The sequence below is a fragment of the Rufibacter roseolus genome (assembly GCF_017916365.1).
In the GTDB taxonomy this organism is placed as follows: Bacteria; Bacteroidota; Bacteroidia; order Cytophagales; family Hymenobacteraceae; genus Nibribacter; species Nibribacter roseolus.
Genome location: NZ_JAFMSU010000001.1, coordinates 204,195 through 224,034 on the forward strand (window position 1 = coordinate 204,195; position 19,840 = coordinate 224,034).

At 52.5% G+C, this 19,840-nt stretch carries 18 protein-coding genes; 7 read left to right on the top strand and 11 right to left on the bottom strand.

All coding sequences use genetic code 11. The features are described from left to right. Positions 1-4: 4 nt before the first annotated feature. A complete protein-coding gene (locus J3P35_RS00870) occupies positions 5-409 on the bottom strand; it encodes a hypothetical protein (protein WP_210462166.1) in 405 nt (134 codons plus the stop codon). Continuing rightward, the gene (gene lipB, locus J3P35_RS00875; protein ID WP_210462167.1) at positions 393-1,127 is read right to left on the bottom strand and encodes a lipoyl(octanoyl) transferase LipB; all 735 of its coding nucleotides are present in this window, start codon (positions 1,125-1,127) and stop codon (positions 393-395) included. Before lipB ends, J3P35_RS00870 begins: the two co-directional genes overlap by 17 nt. 152 nt (positions 1,128-1,279) lie before the next feature. On the opposite strand from lipB, the gene J3P35_RS00880 reads away from it, so the two are divergent. Then, positions 1,280-1,633 carry a YraN family protein gene (locus J3P35_RS00880; protein WP_210462169.1) on the top strand — a complete coding sequence of 118 codons (354 nt, stop codon included), beginning with the start codon at positions 1,280-1,282 and terminating at the stop codon, positions 1,631-1,633. 223 nt (positions 1,634-1,856) lie between these two features. Here the strand turns inward: J3P35_RS00880 and J3P35_RS00885 are convergent, their stop codons facing one another. Together J3P35_RS00885 and J3P35_RS00890 are read right to left on the bottom strand one after the other, a co-directional pair. Continuing rightward, complete coding sequence (locus J3P35_RS00885; protein WP_210462171.1) at positions 1,857-2,774, bottom strand: toxin-antitoxin system YwqK family antitoxin; 918 nt, start codon at positions 2,772-2,774, stop codon at positions 1,857-1,859. 235 nt (positions 2,775-3,009) lie between these two features. Further along, positions 3,010-3,897, bottom strand: coding sequence for a septal ring lytic transglycosylase RlpA family protein (locus J3P35_RS00890; protein ID WP_210462173.1), 888 nt, complete (start codon positions 3,895-3,897; stop codon positions 3,010-3,012). A gap of 420 nt (positions 3,898-4,317) precedes the next feature. Here J3P35_RS00890 and J3P35_RS00895 point away from each other — a divergent pair, with 420 nt between their 5' ends. The 3 genes from J3P35_RS00895 to J3P35_RS00905 all read left to right on the top strand — a co-directional run bounded on the left by J3P35_RS00895 (position 4,318) and on the right by J3P35_RS00905 (position 7,185). Then, on the top strand, positions 4,318-5,226 hold the full coding sequence (locus J3P35_RS00895) for a DUF72 domain-containing protein (protein ID WP_210462175.1): 909 nt from the start codon (positions 4,318-4,320) through the stop codon (positions 5,224-5,226). Between the two features lie 119 nt (positions 5,227-5,345). Further along, positions 5,346-6,881 carry a tetratricopeptide repeat protein gene (locus J3P35_RS00900; protein ID WP_210462177.1) on the top strand — a complete coding sequence of 512 codons (1,536 nt, stop codon included), beginning with the start codon at positions 5,346-5,348 and terminating at the stop codon, positions 6,879-6,881. 25 nt (positions 6,882-6,906) lie between these two features. After that, positions 6,907-7,185: a hypothetical protein gene (locus J3P35_RS00905; protein ID WP_210462179.1), complete on the top strand. Its 279-nt coding sequence runs from the start codon at positions 6,907-6,909 to the stop codon at positions 7,183-7,185. Between the two features lie 275 nt (positions 7,186-7,460). Here the strand turns inward: J3P35_RS00905 and J3P35_RS00910 are convergent, their stop codons facing one another. The 7 genes from J3P35_RS00910 to J3P35_RS00940 all read right to left on the bottom strand — a co-directional run bounded on the left by J3P35_RS00910 (position 7,461) and on the right by J3P35_RS00940 (position 16,527). Continuing rightward, complete coding sequence (locus J3P35_RS00910) at positions 7,461-8,789, bottom strand: sensor histidine kinase (protein ID WP_210462181.1); 1,329 nt, start codon at positions 8,787-8,789, stop codon at positions 7,461-7,463. Continuing rightward, positions 8,773-10,155 (bottom strand): sigma-54-dependent transcriptional regulator, encoded by a 1,383-nt coding sequence (locus tag J3P35_RS00915; protein ID WP_210462183.1) that lies wholly within the window; start codon positions 10,153-10,155, stop codon positions 8,773-8,775. The genes J3P35_RS00910 and J3P35_RS00915 overlap by 17 nt, the downstream gene beginning before the upstream one ends. Positions 10,156-10,396: 241 nt before the next feature. Continuing rightward, positions 10,397-11,578, bottom strand: a complete 1,182-nt coding sequence (locus tag J3P35_RS00920; RefSeq protein ID WP_210462184.1) for an ABC transporter permease — start codon at positions 11,576-11,578, stop codon at positions 10,397-10,399. Then, the gene (locus J3P35_RS00925) at positions 11,575-12,819 is read right to left on the bottom strand and encodes an ABC transporter permease (protein ID WP_210462185.1); all 1,245 of its coding nucleotides are present in this window, start codon (positions 12,817-12,819) and stop codon (positions 11,575-11,577) included. The genes J3P35_RS00920 and J3P35_RS00925 overlap by 4 nt, the downstream gene beginning before the upstream one ends. 10 nt (positions 12,820-12,829) lie before the next feature. Further along, a complete protein-coding gene (locus tag J3P35_RS00930; RefSeq protein WP_210462186.1) occupies positions 12,830-13,522 on the bottom strand; it encodes an ABC transporter ATP-binding protein in 693 nt (230 codons plus the stop codon). Between the two features lie 265 nt (positions 13,523-13,787). Next, a complete protein-coding gene (locus tag J3P35_RS00935) occupies positions 13,788-15,263 on the bottom strand; it encodes a TolC family protein (protein ID WP_246849895.1) in 1,476 nt (491 codons plus the stop codon). 13 nt (positions 15,264-15,276) lie between these two features. Further along, on the bottom strand, positions 15,277-16,527 hold the full coding sequence (locus tag J3P35_RS00940) for an efflux RND transporter periplasmic adaptor subunit (protein ID WP_210462187.1): 1,251 nt from the start codon (positions 16,525-16,527) through the stop codon (positions 15,277-15,279). Positions 16,528-16,799: 272 nt separating this feature from the next. On the opposite strand from J3P35_RS00940, the gene J3P35_RS00945 reads away from it, so the two are divergent. The 3 genes from J3P35_RS00945 to J3P35_RS00955 all read left to right on the top strand — a co-directional run bounded on the left by J3P35_RS00945 (position 16,800) and on the right by J3P35_RS00955 (position 19,807). After that, positions 16,800-17,285, top strand: a complete 486-nt coding sequence (locus tag J3P35_RS00945) for an RNA methyltransferase (RefSeq protein ID WP_210462188.1) — start codon at positions 16,800-16,802, stop codon at positions 17,283-17,285. Positions 17,286-17,411: 126 nt separating this feature from the next. Continuing rightward, positions 17,412-18,959, top strand: a complete 1,548-nt coding sequence (locus tag J3P35_RS00950; RefSeq protein WP_210462189.1) for a BatA domain-containing protein — start codon at positions 17,412-17,414, stop codon at positions 18,957-18,959. A gap of 2 nt (positions 18,960-18,961) precedes the next feature. Further along, on the top strand, positions 18,962-19,807 hold the full coding sequence (locus J3P35_RS00955; protein ID WP_210462190.1) for a hypothetical protein: 846 nt from the start codon (positions 18,962-18,964) through the stop codon (positions 19,805-19,807). The last annotated feature ends 33 nt before the right edge of the window (positions 19,808-19,840 follow it).

The following is a 19,840-nucleotide window of genomic DNA, read 5'->3' on the forward strand; positions in this document are numbered from 1 at the left end:
TTTATCAGGAATGGAGGACGCCCTCCTTTTCAAGAATAGAAATATGGATAAGATGATCTTCTGAAATGCTACCGGGCACAAACAGGAACCGCTTGTCATGAATGTTGCGGCCAATGTAATAGCTCACCCAGTACTCATTGGTGATATGAAACAACGCCGGGTCTATGGGCTCTACCTGCAAAGCCGTTTTAAGCCCCATTTGGTCAAACATGTGCCTAAGCACCGAAGTCTTCACTTCCTGCCCGTCCTGCTCGCCATAGCCTTTAGAGGAGATGAGTACATTCTCCAGGTAAAAGTCGTTGTTGTTGATGAAGTAGACATTCCACTCTTCCTGGCCTAACTCATTCACCTCCCGCGCAATGGCCACTGCCACGCCCTCTACCTGATGAAAATCAATGTCTTTCTTCATACTGATGCGCCAACATCCTGGCTTCAAATAATTTTTCAAAAAGACGGAGCAGCTTCTCTTCCACCTCATCCATGGGCACCGCCCGCCCGATTTCCTTCTCCAGAGACGTCACCGCCTTATCTGAAATGCCGCACGGCACAATATTCCCGAAGTAGCCCAGATCTGTATTCACATTCAGCGCCAGTCCGTGCATGGTCACCCAGCGGCTGCACTTCACGCCCATGGCGCAGATTTTCCGGGGGTTGCGCTGCTCCTCAAAATCAAGCCACACCCCAGTTAGGCCCGCAATTCTACCCGCCTTTAACTCATACTCGGCTAAGGTTTGGATCACTGCCTCTTCCAACAGGCGCAGGTATTGGTGAATATCGGTGAAGAAGTTCTCCAGGTCCAGGATGGGGTAAGCCACCAGCTGCCCGGGACCATGGTACGTAATATCACCCCCGCGGTTTATCTTATAGAAAGTGGCATGCTTCTCAGCCAGCCCCTGCTCATCCAAAAGCAAATGCTCCTCATGCCCACTTTTGCCCAAGGTATACACATGCGGATGCTGGCACAGCAGCAGGTAATTAGGAGTGGTCAGTTTCTCATCCTCAGCCAGAGACCTGTTCTGCGTCTTGATGTCCACGGTGGCTTTCAGGAGCTGCTCCTGATAATCCCAGGCCTGCTGGTAATCTACCAGCCCCATCCTCTCAAAAACAATGTCTCTGTTCTGCTTCATGGTCCTGCGGGCCTACCTTTCTCTATATAATGTTACTCTGCGTTGCAGCGCGGCCTCCGTCCTGTCCTATACAGAAGCCTACTCTTCACGTATAGAAGGCTTTGCAGACGGAAAACTGTGCAAATTACTCAATATACCAGCACCTACCAAAAATGGCGCATAATACTAATTTAGGAAAGCTTGGCGAGCAGGCCGCCGAGGCGCACCTCACGACGTTGGGCTACCAGGTTGTGGAGAGAAATTACCGCTACAAACGCGCCGAGGTAGACTTGATCCTGGTGAAAGAGAAGACGCTGGTGCTGGTGGAGGTCAAGACCCGGAGCACCCACCAGTACGGCTTCCCCGAGGAGGCTGTCTCTTCCAGGAAAGAGGCCATGCTCCAATTAGCCGCTGATTATTATATAGAGCAGCATCAGTGGCCCCACGATGTCCGGTTCGATGTAGTCTCTATTCTATGGAGACAAGGCCAACCCGAGATCCTGCACATAGAAGACGCCTTCCATTAAGCAGTGCTGAAACGATTCTGAAAGTTAACTCACAACAGGTCGCCTCAACTCTTATATCATAAGCTTTGGTGTTTTAAGGCTGATCTTTGGAAATCGACCTTAAAACAGGAACACAACCAGAGCCGCTGCGGGCTACCAAAAGCAGAAAACCCGTTTCGGGGCTGTTTCTGTGAAAACAGTCCCGGAACGGGTTCCTACTATAAATATCATCTTTTAAGCGTTGTCAGTCTTTTTTCTCGAACACCAAGGCCCCGTGCCGATCATACTGTTTCACCAGGACGGGTTCAATGGGTTTGTCAAAGGCGCTCTCGGCGTACTGGAACTCAAACTGGCGGCGGCCCCTGAAATCGTAGAAGTTGATCCAGGTGCCTACTTTGCGGCCTTTGTCATAGGTGCCCAGCCACTCCAGCTGTCCGTTTTCATAGAACTTATAGTATTCACCCTGTACTTGGCCATACTGGTAAGGAATTACCTCCTTGATCTTAGTTTTGGCGGCATCATAGTATGAGATCACGGCATCGCGCAAAAAGCCTTTCTCAAAGTGCTGTCGCTGTGACAACGTGCTGTCGGTTTTGAAGGTCTCCCAGCGCAGATGCTTGGTACCCACGTAGAAATAACCCTGTTCAATGAGCACATCTCCCCGCATTTTGGTATAGGGCCCGTGGAGGATGAGCATCTGGGTTTTGGAAGGGTCTAGAGTGGGCGACCGGAAGATTTTCCGCTTCTTCACGTCAAAGTAGTGTTTGTCGCGCACGTAAGGGTTAGGCTCTTTGTACTCGCGCAGGTAGTAAAAGGTCTCCACAATCTGGTTCTTGCCCTTACCCTGGCGCGCAAATCCCTTCTTCACCCTATACCCGAAGTAAATTTTCTTTTTGTCGTCTTTCTTCTTGCTCTTACCAACTTTGGCGTCTTTTTCCTTAACGCTGTCTGGGGTTGCGGTTGCCAGGGAAGGCTTAGCCAGGGAATCGTTCAGGATGGCGGTATCCACGGGGTTCAGCACCTCCACTTCTTTGGCTTTCTTCCAGAAAAGGAGTTTTTTCTTTTCCTTGGCTATGATCTGGGCCTGCGTGTCCTGGTGTAGTCCCCAAACCACCAAAAGACTCAATAACAGCACCTTTGCCCAAACTTTCTTCTCACCCATAGTAGACTTCTACTTTCTGAACTTTTGAATATAACGCCTTTGACCTCTAAATGGTATACAGCCCCATACGGGAAACACCCGTGCCGGTGTTGCTGCCTGGAAGAAGAACAAATCACGGCAAATAAAATTCAGCAAGATCTGTTTTCAACCCGATTTTCTCAAAACAAGTCAGAAACCTAAAAGCCAGACCCGTTACAACAGGCCTGGCGGTAAGCGTAAGCAAAACAATGGAATCTTATAGGCCGGGGGTACTATTGCCACTGGTGGCCAACGCAGCGGGCTCCGCTACTGATTTAACCAATCCCTGGAACCCCTGCTTGACCAAATCTTTACGGGCCTGCTCGGCGGTTGCCTTGGAGATAAAGCGTCCTGCCAGAATACGATGCACCTTTCTGCCGTTCACGGTTTCCTCTACCAAAGAGATAGGCATCTTCTGGTACATCCTCCGCATTTTATCGGCTTGGACCTCTGCGTTGCTCAGGCTGCTAAAGGCTCCCGCCTGGATCACGAACACCTGCTCTTTGGCCAGAGTAGGAGCCATGGGCGCTGTAGAGGAAACGGCGGAAGTCTGGGCAGGAATGGCTACCGGGCCCTTGACCACGGCGGTCTGCTCTGCAGTTGGAACTGCCTGCGTGTTTACCGGAGTGGCTGGCGCCTTGGCTAACACAGCAGGAGTTGCCGCTTCCTCAACCTTGGGCTCGGCCTCTTTCAGTTTGGCTCTGCTGACAAGGAAGTATTCAGGAAGCTCCAGCACCTCTACGGTTACATGGGCCAGACCGTCATTGCGGTAGTTGATCTTGCGGGCTGCGGCCTCAGAGAGGTCAATAATACGGGCACCTCTGAACGGACCACGGTCATTGATCTTTACCACCACGCTCTCGCCGGTGGCCTCGTTGGTTACCCTTACTTTGCTGCCTAAAGGAAGTTCATTGTGAGCGGCCGTGAGCTTGTGGCGGTTATAAACCTCGCCGCTGGTGGTGCGGCGACCATGGTATTTTGCTCCATACCAAGAGGCCAGGCCGTTTTGCTTATCGCCTATCTCTTGCCCTGAGGCAGTTGGCGCAAAGCTGAAGAAAAAGATAAAAAGAACGGTAAGCGCATAGTAAATTTTCTGTATCCCCATTTTAGGTTTTGTTGGTGGAACATCAATTTCGAGCCACAAAATTAGGAGTAAAATTCTTCCTAACAAGTCACCGAGGGTCAACTGCGTACTTCGCAGCCTTCGCAAACTAATTAAAGTAACATGATTTTATTTTATAATACAAATTATTATTTTAGCGATATGACAAAATTCATAAATCGTGGTATGCCAGATTTTAATATCCCGGAAAACTAATTTTATGCGTATAAAAGCCATAAAGGCGATTTTTTAAACCCAAATAGGATTAAAATGACCTAACATCTGTTTTACTAAATCCTTAGAAAAATAGAAAGACAAAAATAAAAGCAGATTTTTTCTTAAAAATTTAGCGTAGGCCTAAAAAAACGGGAGAAATACTGACCAAATTAGCAGTTACATAGATAAAACTTAATATTTAGCCGCATGGATTTCGGCCGCTTGCCAGACATCAGGAACGTAGACTTCAGCCTACCCAAAGACCACCCCGCCACGCAGCAGGTGCTGGCCAGAAATGCCCGACCTACGCGCCCCAATATATACCTGGGCTGCCCCACCTGGTCTAACAAACCCTGGATTGGAACCTATTACCCCACCGGAGCCCAGGATGCCCAACTACTATATTGGTACGCCCGGCAGTTCAATACACTGGAGATGAACACCACCCACTACCGCATACCGGATGCCAGCGCCATTCACCGCTGGAAACAGGCGGTGCCCCCGGGCTTTGTTTTCTGCCCCAAGCTGCCGCAGATCATCAGCCATGACCAACTGCTGCAAAACGTGGGTGAACCCACCAAACAGTTCTGTGATGCTATTATGGGGCTGGGTTTTACGCTTGGTATGGCCTTTCTGCAGTTGCCGCCTTTCTTCGGGCCCGATGAGTGGCCGCTGTTGGAACAGTTCCTGGTGAATTTCCCACCTGAGGTGCCGCTGGCAGTAGAGTTCCGCCATGAGAACTGGTTCAAGGAGTCCAGAATTACAGAGCAGGCTTTCCAGACGCTGGAAGAACGGCAGATCACCACCATCATCACCGATGTGGCCGGCCGCCGTGATGTGCTGCACATGCGCCTGACTACTCCCACTGCCATGATCAGGTTCAACGGCCATGGTCTGGTACCCTCAGATTACACCCGCCTGGATGCCTGGGCAGACCGTCTGCACCAGTGGCTGGAACAGGGCTTACAGACCGTTTATTTCTTTATGCACCAAAAAGAAGTGCTGGATGCGCCCCCGGCCCTGGTACACCTCATTGACCAACTGGAGAAACGCACCGGTTTTCACCTGCAAAGGCCGCAGAAGGTGCAACAGTTCATCCAAGGGCAGCTTTTCTAATAAAGGCTTGCACTTTCAAGCCGAATTGTATAACATAGAATAGAATTCACAGGCAACCCCCACCTGGCAACTTGCATCTATCGCCATACTTACTTGTTCCACCTAAGCCCTTACGCAAGATGTCTCTCAAAAGCCTTTTCCAGAAATGCTGCCTATCGGTGGCCCTGCTCACGCCCTCCGTACTGTTTGCCCAAAGCGATGCGCCTTTATTATATGCACCGCAAGACAATATCACCTTGGTCATGAAAGAGACCAAGATCAATTACACCTTCAAAGTAAGCGAGGCTGGCAAAGTAAAGCTGGTGCGCCTCAGCCCCAAATCTAGGGCAAATAAGATGTGGGTGCTCACCGGCAAAGACAGCCTGTCGGTGCAATACCAGAACAATCCATACGAGAAGTTCAGGATCACCAACGGCAAAGACACGGCGCAATTGGTGTTCTCCTACTTCACGCCACCGCCGCACGAAGACTTCAACAAGAAAGGCACGGAGGAGTATGGCAAGAAAAACTACCAGGAAGCTATCAACCTGTACCAGAAAGCCCTGGCCGCCACATCTAAGGGCTCGCATGTGCGCTCTACGTATTATAACATCGCCTGCTGTTATGCCTTGATGGGCCAGAAAGCGCCCGCGCTGAAGGCTTTGCAGCAAGCCGTAGATGCCGGATACAAGAACGTGGCGCATCTGAAGAAAGACACAGACCTTGACCTGCTCCGGCAGGAAAAAACCTACCTGCAACTGGTCACCCGGCTGGAGAAGCAAAACGCCCAACTGGGTGATCCCCTCAAATCTCAGCTGGTGACCACCGATGTCCACAACTTCTGGAAAGCGTATGACCTGGCCCTCAAGGACCCGGCCCGCCAGCAGGAGATCTTTGAGAAAGAGTACTTCGGGAAAGCCTCAGTGGGCCTCCAGGATTACTATGCAAACAAGATCCTTTCCATGGAGCAGTTCCTGAACAACCTCAACAACAAACCCGCGTTTTTCTCCGCTATCCGCAAAAACACGCTGGAAATAGACAACATGAAGCCCGATATCTACAAGAGCTTTCAGAAGATGAAAGAACTGTACCCGGCGGCCACTTTCCCCAACGTGTACTTTGTCATCGGCCGATACAACTCGGCGGGCACTGCCTCTGAAAACGGCCTCCTGATTGGCATTGACCAGTACTCCCGCTCAGCAGATATCCCCATGCACGAGTTGAACCTTTGGGAGCGCAACAACTATGACTACGTGAAAAACGTGCCGCCCCTTATCGCGCATGAGCTCATCCACTTCATCCAGACTGATAGGAGTTCTGACACCACCTTACTGTCCAACGCCCTGGCAGAAGGCATGGCCGATTTCATTGGGGAACTTATCTCGGGAGTGAATACAAACAAACGGGTCCATGACTTCGCCAACCCAAGAGAGAAGCAGATCTGGGAGGAGTTCCAGGAAGAGATGTACCTCAACCGCTCCTACAACTGGATTGGCAACGGCAGCCAGGAACGCCCGGACCGCCCCGCCGACTTAGGCTACTACATGGGCTACAAGATCTGCGAGGCCTACTACAACAAAGCCACTGACAAGAAACAGGCCATTAAAGACATCCTGGAGATCAAAGACGCCCGCGCCTTCTTCGAGAAAAGCGGCTACGCCGATAAGTTTATGTAGTTGTTGGTGTTAGCTTGAATATAAAATGACGAAAGCAGAAGACAGCTGGAACGAAGTAAAAAAGAAATTTAAAATAGGAGACGAAGTTGAAGGCATAGTTGTCCATAAGGCCCCATTTGGTGATTTTATAGATTTAGGGGTTGAGTTTCTTGCCCTATTAGAAGTTATTGTAGTTAAGGATTTGACGCCAGAAAAGTATAGGAAAGGATTGTATAACCCTATAGGTTCAAAAATCCAAGCCTATATTGTTTCATTTGAAGATTCAAATCAGCAGATTAGGTTAGCCCAAAACCAGCTAGATTAATAGAATCAAAAGGAACAATTCTTCCGACAACAATATCTTTGGGCAGTTTCATCCGATTTGCTAATCCTTTTTTGGCCATATTAGACTTGTTCAAGAAAAGTAGCGCCCTTTCATCCTGCCGGATGACGTCGTTGCAGTGCAACGACGCTACATATTGGCTTGTAGCGTCGTTACACCGTAACGAAGTATGCATTCGGTCCACCTAATGCTATGTTGCTTTGCGCCTGGTTTTGAAAAATCGGGCTTAAAAGGAGAGGCCTGTGCTTTCCAAAACTTTAGTGAAGCGCGGCCAGCGTGGTGGCTTCGGTGAAGGCGATATGGAAGGTGGTAAGGCCATCGGGGCCGGATTGCAGGGAGAAGGGGAAGTGGTGGTGCAGGAGTATCTCCCTGATCATGGTGAGCCCGATGCCCTGACCGTTGGTTTTGGTGCTGAAGAAAGGGGAGAACAGCTTTTCCTGTATCTCGGGGGTAATGGGCTTGCCATTGTCCTGGATGTCAAGCTGCGGCGGCGAGGCGCTGGTCCGCACCCTTACCCAACCTCCGGGCTCGGTGGCTTCCAAGGCGTTCTTCACCACATTGATCAGAACCTGCTCCATTTGCTGCACATCCATGCAAATGTCGGGTACCTGTGGAGCCAAATTCCATTCCCACTGCACCTGCTTGCGCTCAAAGGAAGGCAACATCAATCTATGGATGCTGTGCAGCAGCTGGTGCAGATCGGTGGGTTGTTTCACGGGCGGCGGAATCCGGACTACATTCGCGAAATTGGCCATAAAACCGGCCAGGTTCTGGTTGCGCGTGATGCAGACCTGCAGTGCTTCGTCAAAATCGGGGCGGGTGTCTTCGTTCAGCTGCGGCGAGAAATACGAGAAAGAATGCAGGATGGAGTTGACCGCCCCAATGGAGTTGTTGATCTCATGCGACATCATCCGGATAAGTTTCTCGTAGGCGTTGCGCTCCTTCTCCAGCAGTTCCTGCGTGAGTTCCTCCACCAAAATAAAGTAGCGGTGGTAGCCCCGGTCCAGGAACCTGATCTTGCGGCAGCGGTAGGTCTCAATACCGTTAGGCCTGATCACGCGCTGCTCATCCTTGGGCAGTTTACCCAAAGAGGCTCCCCAGTGGCTGGGAAGCGCATCCAACGGTTTGCCCACCACCTCTTTTCCCGAGGCCTGCAGCAGCAGCGCCGCCGCTGGGTTCACACCCGCTACCCGGTCATAGGTGTCCAGGAGGATAATGCCGGAGGGGGAGGCTTCAATCAGGCGCTCCAGAAGGAAATGCTTCTCGGTTTGGGTTACCCGTTGCTCCCGCAGCTCGTCCATCATCTGGTTGTACACGTGAATGAGCTGGTCTACCTCTTTTTGGCCCGTTTCCATGAATTTGATGGAAAAATCTCGGTCCCGGATAGACTCCACGCCAGCGGCGATGAGGTTGAGCGGCCGCACAAAGGAGGCGTACAAACTGCCTGTAAAGATGAGGCTGACCAGAATCAACACCTCAGAAGCCACAAAAAGCCACTTGTTGTAGGTAAGCAGCTGCCAGGCCAGTACTCCCATAGCGGAGTACAGCAGAATGGTGGTTAAGATGAATTTACTCCGCAGCGTCATACGGAATATTGAACTTCTCCAGCCGGCGGTACAAAGACCCGCGGCTCACGCCCAAAGCTTTGGCCACTTTGCTCACGTTATTACTGTAATAGGCCATGGATTTCTTGATCATATTGGCTTCCAGTTCGTCAAGAGTCATGGCACCTACCGAGGGCAGCAGTTTCTCGTCCAGTTTGCGGGAGCCGCCCTGCAGTTGGTTCTGGAAATCCTCTACCTCCAGCAGGCTCTTGCCAGATACCAGCACCGTGCGCTCCACCAGGTTCTTCAACTCCCTGATGTTGCCCGGCAACGGCAGCTCGCGGAGCCATTTCAAGGCTTTATTGCTCACCTGCAGTTCTTGTTTGTGGTAAGTGACCTTGAGATTATTCACGAAATGCTGCACCAGCCTGGGAATGTCCTGAGCCCGTTCGCGCAGGGCCGGGAGTTTCACCGTAATGAGGTTGATGCGGTAATAAAGATCCTCGCGGAACTTGCCCTCGGCCACCATTTCCTGCAGGTTGCGGTTGGTAGCGCAGATCACGCGTATGTCCAGATTTCTGGACCGGCTGTCGCCGAGGACTTCATAGGTACGGTCCTGGAGCACGCGCAGGAGTTTCACCTGGCTGCCCATGTCCAGCTCGCCAATCTCGTCCAGGAAAATGGTGCCTTTGTTTGCCATCTCAAAGCGGCCCACGCGGTCAGTCTTGGCATCGGTGAAGGCGCCGCGGCGGTGCCCGAACATCTCGCTCTCAAACAGACTGGCCGAGATGCCGCCCAAATTCACTTTCACAAACGGTGCTTTCTTGCGGTGGCTGTTCTTGTGGATGGCCTCGGCGATTAGTTCCTTGCCCGTGCCGCTGTCGCCTTCAATCAAAACCGAAGCATCGGTGGCGCTGATCTGCCCGATGTTGCGGAGCACCTGCAAAAGGCCCGGGTCCTCGCCCACAATCATGGAGAAATCGTACTGGTCATCCAGTTGCTTGCGGGTCATTTTCTCAGAGGATGGTTCTGCCGCAGGCTTCGCCAGTTCCAGAGCCGTCTTCACCGATTGCAGCAGGGCCTCGTTGTTCCAGGGTTTGGTGATGAAATCGGCGGCGCCGCCTTTGAGGCCTTCCACAGCCAGGTTGATGGAGCCCCAGCCGGTAATGAGAATCACCGGAACCGCCGGACACCGCTGCTTTATCTGCCCCAATAACTGCAAGCCGTCTTCGCCGGTGGTTTCCATGGAGAAGTTCATGTCCATGAGCACCAACTGGGGCACCTGACGGGCTACTGCGTTCAGCGCCTCCTCGGGACCATCGGCCTGGGCCGTGGCAAAACCGGCTTGTTTCAGCAACAAACTCAGAGAAGCCCGTACGGCTACATCGTCATCAACTATCAGGATCATGGGTTCTGGAAACGGTAAGTGAAGGTAACGTTTTTAGGCTGTTTTTGAAAAAGAAGGCCAAAAATGGCTTTGGCAAAGAAGCTCGCAGAATCTGCGCCCACTACGAGATCTACTTATCTGGTCTTGAAGGCTCACCTGCTGGCACAAGGCTGAAAGCTCTTTCTTAATTGCGGTTGCGTTTAGGTCCCGTTTTTAGAAAAACAGGCCCTAAACGCAACCGCAATCAAGAACTTAAACCAGGCTATTCTTCATGGAGCGCCACCGCCGGAAAGATTTTGGAGGCCTGGCGGCTGGGGTAAATGGCGCAGACAATGGCCAGCAGGAAGATAAGGAAGGCCGCGGCGCCGATGCTTTCCCAGTAGATGAAGGAAGACAACTGGAACACGTTCAGGAGCGGGAACTGTACGGCCAGCAGCAAGCCCAGCAGCAACCCGAAGGTGGCAATCACCAGCACTTCGCCCACAAACTGATTCCTGATCTGTTTGGAAGAAGCCCCGATGGCGCGGCGCAACCCAATTTCAGAATAACGGCGGTTGATGTTGTACCACAGCACCCCAAACAAGCCCAGGGCCACGTTGATGATCAGGAAGCCGCACACCAGACTCATCGCAATCATAGGCACCGTGGTGACTTTGGCTTTGCTTTGGCGCATTTTCTCCTGGGTAGTCACCTCAATGGTCCAGTCTTTGGCGATGCGGGAAAGCTCACGCACCATCTTTTCCTCAAAAGCCACACCCGCACCGGGTCTCACCTTAATGACCAAGCCGTTCCAGATGGAGTTCTTGTCTTTCTCCAGGTTGATGCGGTGGAAATAAGCCCCTTCCTCGGGGTCAAACTCGCTGTAGGAGCGATAATGGTCTACCACGCCAATAACCGCGTACTGGGTAGAATCATTGATGGGAATGAGTTTACCAATAGGGTCTTCCTCACCGAACAGCTCTTCCTGCAGTTTTTTGTTGATCACGATGGGATCATGCAAACTGCCGTTGTCCTGCGGCCCGAACCAACGGCCCCGGCTCACCTCCATGCCTAATACATTTTTATAATCGTCTTGCACGTCAAAGATGTCTGTTTCCACATCCTTTTTGCTTTTATAAGACAAGACATTGTTCATCTGGCTGAAGGCAAAAGGGGTGTTGGAGTTGGCGAGTGAGGCGTGCTCCACCTCAGGGAAACTGCGTACCCGTTGAATTAACTGCTGCTGCACGGCTATGTTGTGTGCCGCGGAGTCTGTGTTAGGGTTGAGCCACAGTTGCCACACTCTGTCGTACTTAAAGCCCAGCGGCTGGGTGTAGTTGTGGTAGTTATAGATGATGAAGCTGAGTACCGCAAAGAGCACCAGGAAGGAAAAGAAGATTTCGGTGATCAGAAGAAAGTTGCTTTTCTTCTGGTTCCAGATCAGTTTAAACAGATGGCGTATCATTTGGAACCTCCTTTCAGTGCCTCAACGGCGTTTAAGCGTGACATTTTAAAAGCGGGGTAAACCCCGGAAACCAACCCGAAAATCAGGCAAAGCAGCAATCCCCAGGCAAAAACCCGCAGGTTCAACCCCAGATTCACGTAAGCTAGGATACCACTGTCATTGATCATCTCCAGCACCCCCGCCGAGATCAGGAAGCCCAGCATACCGCCCAGCAGCGTAAGAAAGATATTCTCCACAATGAACTGCCCGATGATGGTAGCCGATGAGGCCCCAAACGCTTTGCGCACGCCAATCTCTGAAGACCGTTCCATAATGCGGCTGATGTTGATGTTTACCAGGTTAATGGTGGGCAGCAGCATGAACAGGAAGGCCGCAAAAGCAAGAATACCATATAAAAGGCCTGACTTATCCGTTTTTCCGCCTCCCATGAGGCTGCGGGCAAAGGTCCCGAAGATGTCATCGGCAAACGAAAACACTTCCTGCACGCCCTCCGGCTTGCTGTTCTTGTTCACCTGCAGCATCATGGAAGCGAACTCATCTTTGATCTTGGGCACGTCACTTGCCTTTTTGGCTTTGATGGTGGCAAAGTAAGTTCCTTTGAGGCCTGTGCGTTTGAAATCCTGGCTTTTGAGGGTGATCGGCACCCAGACATCGGCGTAGGAATGCAGGCGCAGCACCGGCACATCTTCCACCACCCCCACTACCTTGTATTTCACCTGGTCTACCTCAATGGTTTGGCCTATGGCCTCTTTGTCTCCGAAGTAGTTTTTGCGGGTGTTCTGGTTGATGACTGCCACACGGCTAGCGTTGTTCACTTCCTGGGCACTGAACGGCCGTCCTTCTACGAAATTGAACTCCAGAATGTCCCAGAATGCGGCATCGGTGTGTTTCTGGTCCAAGGTCAGCTTCTTGTTGTTCACGTAGCTGTTCACCGGCATAAAGATAGAGTTGATGGAGACATTCTCCGGCGTTTTCAGCGGACGCACAAAGCGGTTCAGGAAATAATAGCTGGGCGGACTGCTGTTGGTATAGCCTTCTTTGAACTGCTCCCGCATGTTGTTCACAAAAAGCAGCTTGTCAGATTCCCGCTCCGGCATCTGCGGCCCAAACGCGTGGTCGTAGAGCGAGGTCACCACCATGAGCACCATTAAAGTGAAACTGATCCCGAAGAGGCTGATGAAGGTGAAGAATTTGCGGCGTTGCAGCACCGCCCAGGCTATTTTTATATAATTCTTAAGCATGGCCGTAAGGTTAAATCTGGGCTTCTATAACCATGGAGTCTGCCACTTGCTGCCCGTCAAAGAACCTGATGAGGCGGTTGGTTTTCAGGGCCATGTTCTCGTCGTGGGTCACCATCACAATGGTGGTGCCTTCTTCCTGGTTCAGGCGCAGCAGAATGTCCATGATCTCCTCACCCATCACGCTGTCCAGGTTACCGGTAGGCTCATCGGCCAGGATAATCTCCGGGTTTCCGGCCAGAGCCCGAGCAATGGCTACCCGTTGCCGCTGCCCACCCGATAGCTGGTTAGGGAAATGCTTCGTACGTGCGCTCAGACCTACTTTTTCCAACGCCTCCAACGCCCGCTTGCGCCGGTCACTTGCTGAGACATTGCGGTACAGCAGCGGCAGCTCCACATTGTCCACCACACTCAGGTCATGGATGAGGTGATAGCTCTGGAACACGAAGCCTATCTTCTCATTGCGCAGCTTGGCCAGCTTGCTGTCTGAATGGGTTTTCACCGGCTGGCCGTCAATGGCCACGTACCCACCAGTAGGCTCATCCAGCAGGCCCATGATGTTGAGCAGCGTGGATTTCCCGCAACCGGACGGCCCCATAATGGAGACGAACTCTCCGCGTTCTATCTGCAGGTTCACGCGATTAAGGGCTACCGTTTCAATGGTTTTGGTGCGGTAGACTTTTTCGATGTCTGTTAACTGTATCATAGTTATAATGCGTTTTCTAATGTGCTAATTAGTTAATGTGCTGATGTGCTATTCTCTTCTTCGTCCCCCTTTGAAGGGGGTAGGGGGATGATTCACTTTTGCTGATTAATCTTAGTTTGTAGGGGCAATCCCTTGTGGTTGCCCTTCACGTTTGCCGCCGCCGTTAGGGCAACCACAAGGGATTGCCCCTACTTTCAAATGCGTGTTTTTCGATTGTCCCGTTTCTGGCCCGATTTCCGAAAAACAGGCCTGAAACAGCGTTAGGCTATTTTTCGACTAACAAAGATACTCCGTGTTCAAAATCATATAAGGTAAGGGCGCGCAGGCGGTAATAGGCGACCCAGAAATCCTGGAGGGCAGCAATGTGGGCGCGGCGGGCCTGGTCTTTCTCCTGCAGCGCTATGTTCAGATCAGTGATGCTGATGCGGCCTACCAGGAACGTGGCCTTGGTGATGTTGTAGCGCTCCTGCCCGATGGAATCTGCCGAGGCCGTGATGCGGAGTCTTTCTTTCAAGAGCTCAATCTGGTTTACCTGGGTGAACACGCTCTGCTCAAAGGCGGTCTGCTCCTGCTCCACGGTGTACTGGGTGAGTTGCAGCTTGGCCTCGGCGGTTTTCACGCGGGCTTTCTGGCGGCCCCAGTCCACGATGGGTACATTGAATCCCAGGATGACCTGCTGCTGGTTCTCGGGGCTGGCGAAGCTCTCAGAGAAGTTGTTCGCGTTTTTGGTGAGTCCGAAAGTGGCGTACAGATCGGCGTTGAAACCGCCTTTGCCGCGGGCCTCGGCTACCTGCTGCTGCGCCTGCAGTACTTTGCGCTCGTTCTGGAAACGCTCTTTGCGGTTCCGGCGGGCCTGCTCCAGGGCGGCTTGTTCGTTCACTTCCAAAGCGGGTACTTCCTCAGGGGCCTGCACCACCATTCTTTCGCCTTGGGGCAGCCCTACGTAGGCGGCAAACTGCATGGTCACGGTTTTAAGCTCGGTGGAGGCTTGCGCCTGCGCCAGTTGCGCGTTCATGAGGCTGAGCTGCAGCTGCAGGAGTTCGTTTCTGGACAATCGGCCCAGCCGATATTTTTCTTCGGCCACTTTGAAAAGCGCCTGGTTGTTTTCCACGTTCTTGGAGGCGATCTCGTAGTTCACCTGCTGCAGCAGCACCTCAAAGAAGCGTTGGGTAGCGGTGGTGGCCACGGTCTCACGGTCCTCGGCATATTGACGTTCTGATTCCTGGAACCGCAGCGGCTCCACTTTCTTGGCCCAGGCCAGTTCATTGAACCCGAACAGCGGCTGCTTGAACCCGATAACCGCCGGGAAGGAGTTGTAGCGGCGCAAGCCCTGGTTGAAATCATCAAAGCGCTGGCTTTGTGAGGAGATGAAAACCTGTCCGCCGGTAAGCCCTACCGCCTGGCTCACGGACAATGCCAAATCAGAATTACTGATGGACACGGCCTTGAAATCGGTGGTACCGTCCGGCTGGATCACCGGCACAATGCTTCGGGAGAAATCTGGCAAAGTACCGCTGAGCGACAACTGCGGCCGGTAATCTGATTTGAAGGTGCGGTACTGCCAGTAGCTGCTGGTCTTATTGGTGGAAGCCTGCTTGGAAGCGATGGAGGAGGACAGTGCCAGGTCTATGGTCTCCTGCAGGGTCAGGCGGCGGGCCGGTTCCAGGGCGTTCTGTTGGGCCTGCGCCAGAGGCATGGCGAAGAAACTTACCAGCACTATATATAATAGAGTCGTTTTCATGGCGAAGGCTGGCTTAGTCATCAGAAAGTTGGATTTCCTTCAGGTGCACGTACTCCTTGGTGTTGGAGAGGATGATCTGCTCGCCGGCGGCGATGTCGCCCTGCAGTTCCACGAAATCCAGGTTGCTGGCGCCGCTGCGCAGAGTGCGCCTCACGGCTTTATCGCCCTGTACCACAAACACTTCCTGCTGCGGCGATCCGGTGTAGAAAGGTCCGTTTTTCACGCGCAGCACGTTGGGCCGGAAATCGGTGAGCACGAAGACTTCTACCCGCAGGTTGGAGCGCAGCAATTGGTGGTTTTTCTCTTCCAGCCGCACGTAGAAGGTGATGATGCCGTTCTCTACTTTGGGCTGCACGTTGGCGATCTCGCCGCGCAGATCGGTCTCGTTCACCCGCACCGTCACGGGGCCGCCCACTTTCACTTTCTCGGCGTAGTTGTCAGAAATGGTGGCTTTGATCTTGAAGCTGCTCAGGTCGGCTACGCGGGCAAGGGGCTCGCCGGCGTTCACGGTGGCGCCCACCTCCTCGTTCACCCAGGTCACCACGCCTTTGCGCACAGCCTTGACATCGGCTTGTTCCAGTTGGCGCTGCAGTTGGCCAATATCCCGCCGCTGGATCTCCAGTTCGTAGCCCACGCCTCTCATGCCTATGCGGGCGGTAGCCTGTTCATCCTGGATCTGGCGTTGCAACTGAGCCAATTCCAGGGAAGCCACTTTGAGGTCCATCTCGGCTTTCTTCACGTTTTCCTGGGTACCGCCGCCAATGGAGAGCAGGTATTTCTCATCGTCCAGGGCGGCTTGCAGGCTTTTCACGCGCACTTCCTGCACGGCATAGCGGGAGCGGAGCTGGTTCACGTTTTTCTGGAGGGTGTTCTCCAGCTCGGCGTTCTTGTTCTGTTTCAGCTGTTGTTCATCCCTGAGCTTTTCAAAGGCGGTTTGGGAAGTCTGTTTGTCCAGGAGCAGGAGCGGCTCGCCGGCCGCCACGTGGTCGCCGGGGGTATGGATCACGCGCTCAATCTTGGCCTGGATAGGACTGGCGATGATTTCCTCTACCTCGGGCACCACCACCCCGGAGGCGGTGAGCGAGGCCTCAACGGCGCCAACTTCTACCGTGGCAAAGCGAAGCTCTGATTTTGGGACTTCTGTTTTCAGGACGGACCTGAAAGCCAAAACCCCTAGTAGCACCGCCACTACCACCGCGCTGATCTGCCACATGCGGCGGCGTTTGGCTTGTTGTACTACGGCTTGGGATAGTTCTCTGTCCATTTTCTTAAAGGTTTGACACCATCCCTTATCCAAGCACTATGCCATTATCTATATTATTGATTATCAATGTTTTATATATAAAACCTCAACTCAAAAGTGTCCAGTTCTGGACACTTTTTCCACTTATGGTCAGGTTTTCACAACCCGGAGAAAAGAGCTTAGAAAAATTTCGTTTTGGGCCTTCTTTTGTAAAAACAGGCTTAAAAGGGAGAGCCGTCCTGCTATCTTTGCCGCGTTCCCGGACAGCTTTACCAACATCGGGGCAGCACAGCATGGCAAGAAACAAGGCACCGTTTGAGGGCTATTTCGGGATTGGCATTATGGAACCCAAAACGGAGACCAACGTGGGCACGCTGTGGCGGTCGGCGTCTATCATGGGCGCCAGTTTCCTGTTCACCATAGGCCGGCGCTACAAGAAACAATCCACCGACACGGGCAAAAGCTGGAAGGATATTCCGCTGTTCCACTACGCAGATTTCGATGACTTCTACCAGCACCTGCCCTACAGCTGCCAATTGGTAGGCGTGGAACTAGACCCCAAAGCCGTACCTGTAGAGCAGTTCCAACACCCTGAGCGCTGCATTTACCTCCTGGGTTCTGAAGACCACGGCTTGTCCAACGCGGTACGCGCGCGGTGCCACTACCTGGTACAGTTGCCCGGCACCAGTTCCATGAACGTGGCCTCGGCGGGAACCGTCATCCTCTATGACCGTCACCTCAAGAGCCAACTGGTCCTGGGCAGTCCGCCGCAACCGTAATTTCGTGCTCTCCTGGTGCCTAAGCGGGTAGACTAGGATATTCAAGGGACACTCCATATCTTGGAAGGGACGAACCCAGTTCTGCCGGGCGTTGTATGTGTTACCCTCTGAAGTCTATTACCTAGTTTGTTCCAGTTTCTGCATCCCGGGTGGTTGTGGGCCGCCGCCAGCGTGGCCGTTCCCATTGCCATTCACTTATGGAATAAAAAGCCGCCCCGTACGGTACAGGTAGGGAGTATCCGGTGGCTGCAACCCTCTGAGAGCAAAAAACTGAGCAGCCTGCGCCTTTCCGAGCCCTGGCTTTTGCTCCTGCGCTGCCTTTTGCTGGTGCTTCTGGCATTGGTGTTAGCCGGCCCACAATGGAAACACCAGGTACCCGCCGTACCCGAGAAACACACCTACCTGCACCCGGAGTTGCTCCAGTCCCGTTACCTCCCGCAGATTGCCGCTACCGTAGATTCTTTGGCCCAGAAAGGCTGGCAGATTCACCGTTTAGCGCCGGGTTTTCCTAAATTGCCCCTAAACGAAGAGACCCCGCTCCACACTTTCCAAACTGATAGCCTCGCCTCGGATTCCACCAATGCTTGGACTATGCTGCGCGTGCTCAACCGCAGTCTGCCCGCTAACGCCCAAGCCTGGATCTTCACCACCGATCTGCTCCGGCACCACCGCGGCGCGTTTCCGGCCATGCGCTCCGGTTTCACCTGGATTCCCGTGAGCGCACCGCAAACGAACCTCTGGCTGCAGGAAGCCTTCTACACCACCTCCGGCCAATTACGCCTGCGTTTCCGGCAGAGCGATGACCAACAAGTGACCCTCTTGGAGCGCAGCGTCCCCAAACCCGTTTCTGGCCAAACCATTTCTGTTCCCGGAGTTCCGGCTGTTAAATTCACCACCCACGCCACCACAGATTCCCTCACCCTCCTGGGCGCCGCCCGAAACACCGTTCCCTTGGCCAAACTGCCTCTGCAAGTTGTAGTTCGCCACAGCAAAACCCGACAAGCCGATGTTCGTTACCTGCGGGCAGCCCTGCAAGCTGCACTGGAATACCGGGGCGCCGCCTATAACCTGGCCTTAACTTCCGATGCCCAGCCTTTGCCCACCGTCGCTCCCGATTGGCTTTTCTGGCTCACAGATGAACCAATCGCTCCGTTTCTAGCCCGATTTCCCAAAATCAGGCTGAAAACCCTACAGGATGCTCCCGGCACTTCCCGTCCCCAGAAAACCGAAAGCTGGCTGCAAATCCCCGGCGTCTCCCAGAACGTGCCCTTGTACCAGCGCATTGCCGCTACAGAAAAACCTTCTGATGAAACCCTCTGGCGCGATGGCTTCGGCAACCCTTTACTAACCAAGACACATGACGCGCAGCAAACCCATTACCGGTTCTACAGCCGCTTCCACCCCGCCTGGAACGACTTGCCCAATAATGGACACTTCCCGGAACTGCTCCTGCGCCTGATCTTCCCCGAAGACGTTTCCTGGCGCACCAGATTTGATACCCGCACCCTGCAGAAAGACCTAGAACGCCCCCGCGGCTTTACCGCCTCTATTCCGGAAAACAGTCCTAAAACGGAGGAGGTGCTAGACGTGAAGCCGTGGCTGGTGGGACTGATGGCGCTGTTGCTAGCGCTGGAGCGGTGGCTGGCAGGAAGAAGAACTTATAGACAAAGTTAATCATGAAGAGTAGCATTCATTACTTAGCCGCAACCCTCATTGCCCTAACAATGGCTTCATGCATGGGGGAAACTGAGAGAAAAAAAACCACTGAAGTTCCTGCACCCACAACAGAGGTTTATGCTACACAGGCATTAGCCACACCTGAAAAAACGGATCCATCTAATGCTTTTTCTTGGTCAACACATGTATGTAGGAACAAAGGCATTTTCAATCCAAATACTTATTCAGCGCAACAGTTAAAGGACACTTACTATCTATGGTTTGAGTTTAATAGCATTGTGGAATTAGAAGACGCTACCTTAGATTCCCCAGACGAGTGGACCCTTGAGTATATCAATAGGAAAAGCGCTAAACTGGACGCTGATTACAGAAAAGCTACCAAAAGATTACTGGGCCTTCAATTAGTCCCCGTCAAGTTTTGGGAAAAAGTAAGAGACTTAAAAACGAAAGAGCTTGATGAATCATATGCTTTGAAAAAGCTAACTATTGAGGCGTATAAAACCCCAGGGATTCTCCTGAACCAGCCTTACTCAAAAAACTGTCAGGCCTATGCCAACGCCTTGGCTTCAGAGGACAGTGTGGCCTTGTTCAACGCTTGGAAGAACCACATGGAGGAGCAGAAAAAAAGAACCCTCGCACCAGACCGAGTAGAAGCCGAATTCAACAGACAAAGAAACTCCCCACAGAGACTTCTTTATGCAAAGGTTGAGCTCATGAAATTTGGTTGGTGGAACTGCGCTGTCGATCAACTAAAATACAATGGCGCTTCTCAAGAAATGCCTATGGAAGAAGAATTTGACAAGTTATTCCTCAAAATCACAGATGAATGCGATGATGTTGATTGAGAAGCTTACCTGATAAATCCGTTATAAATTAGA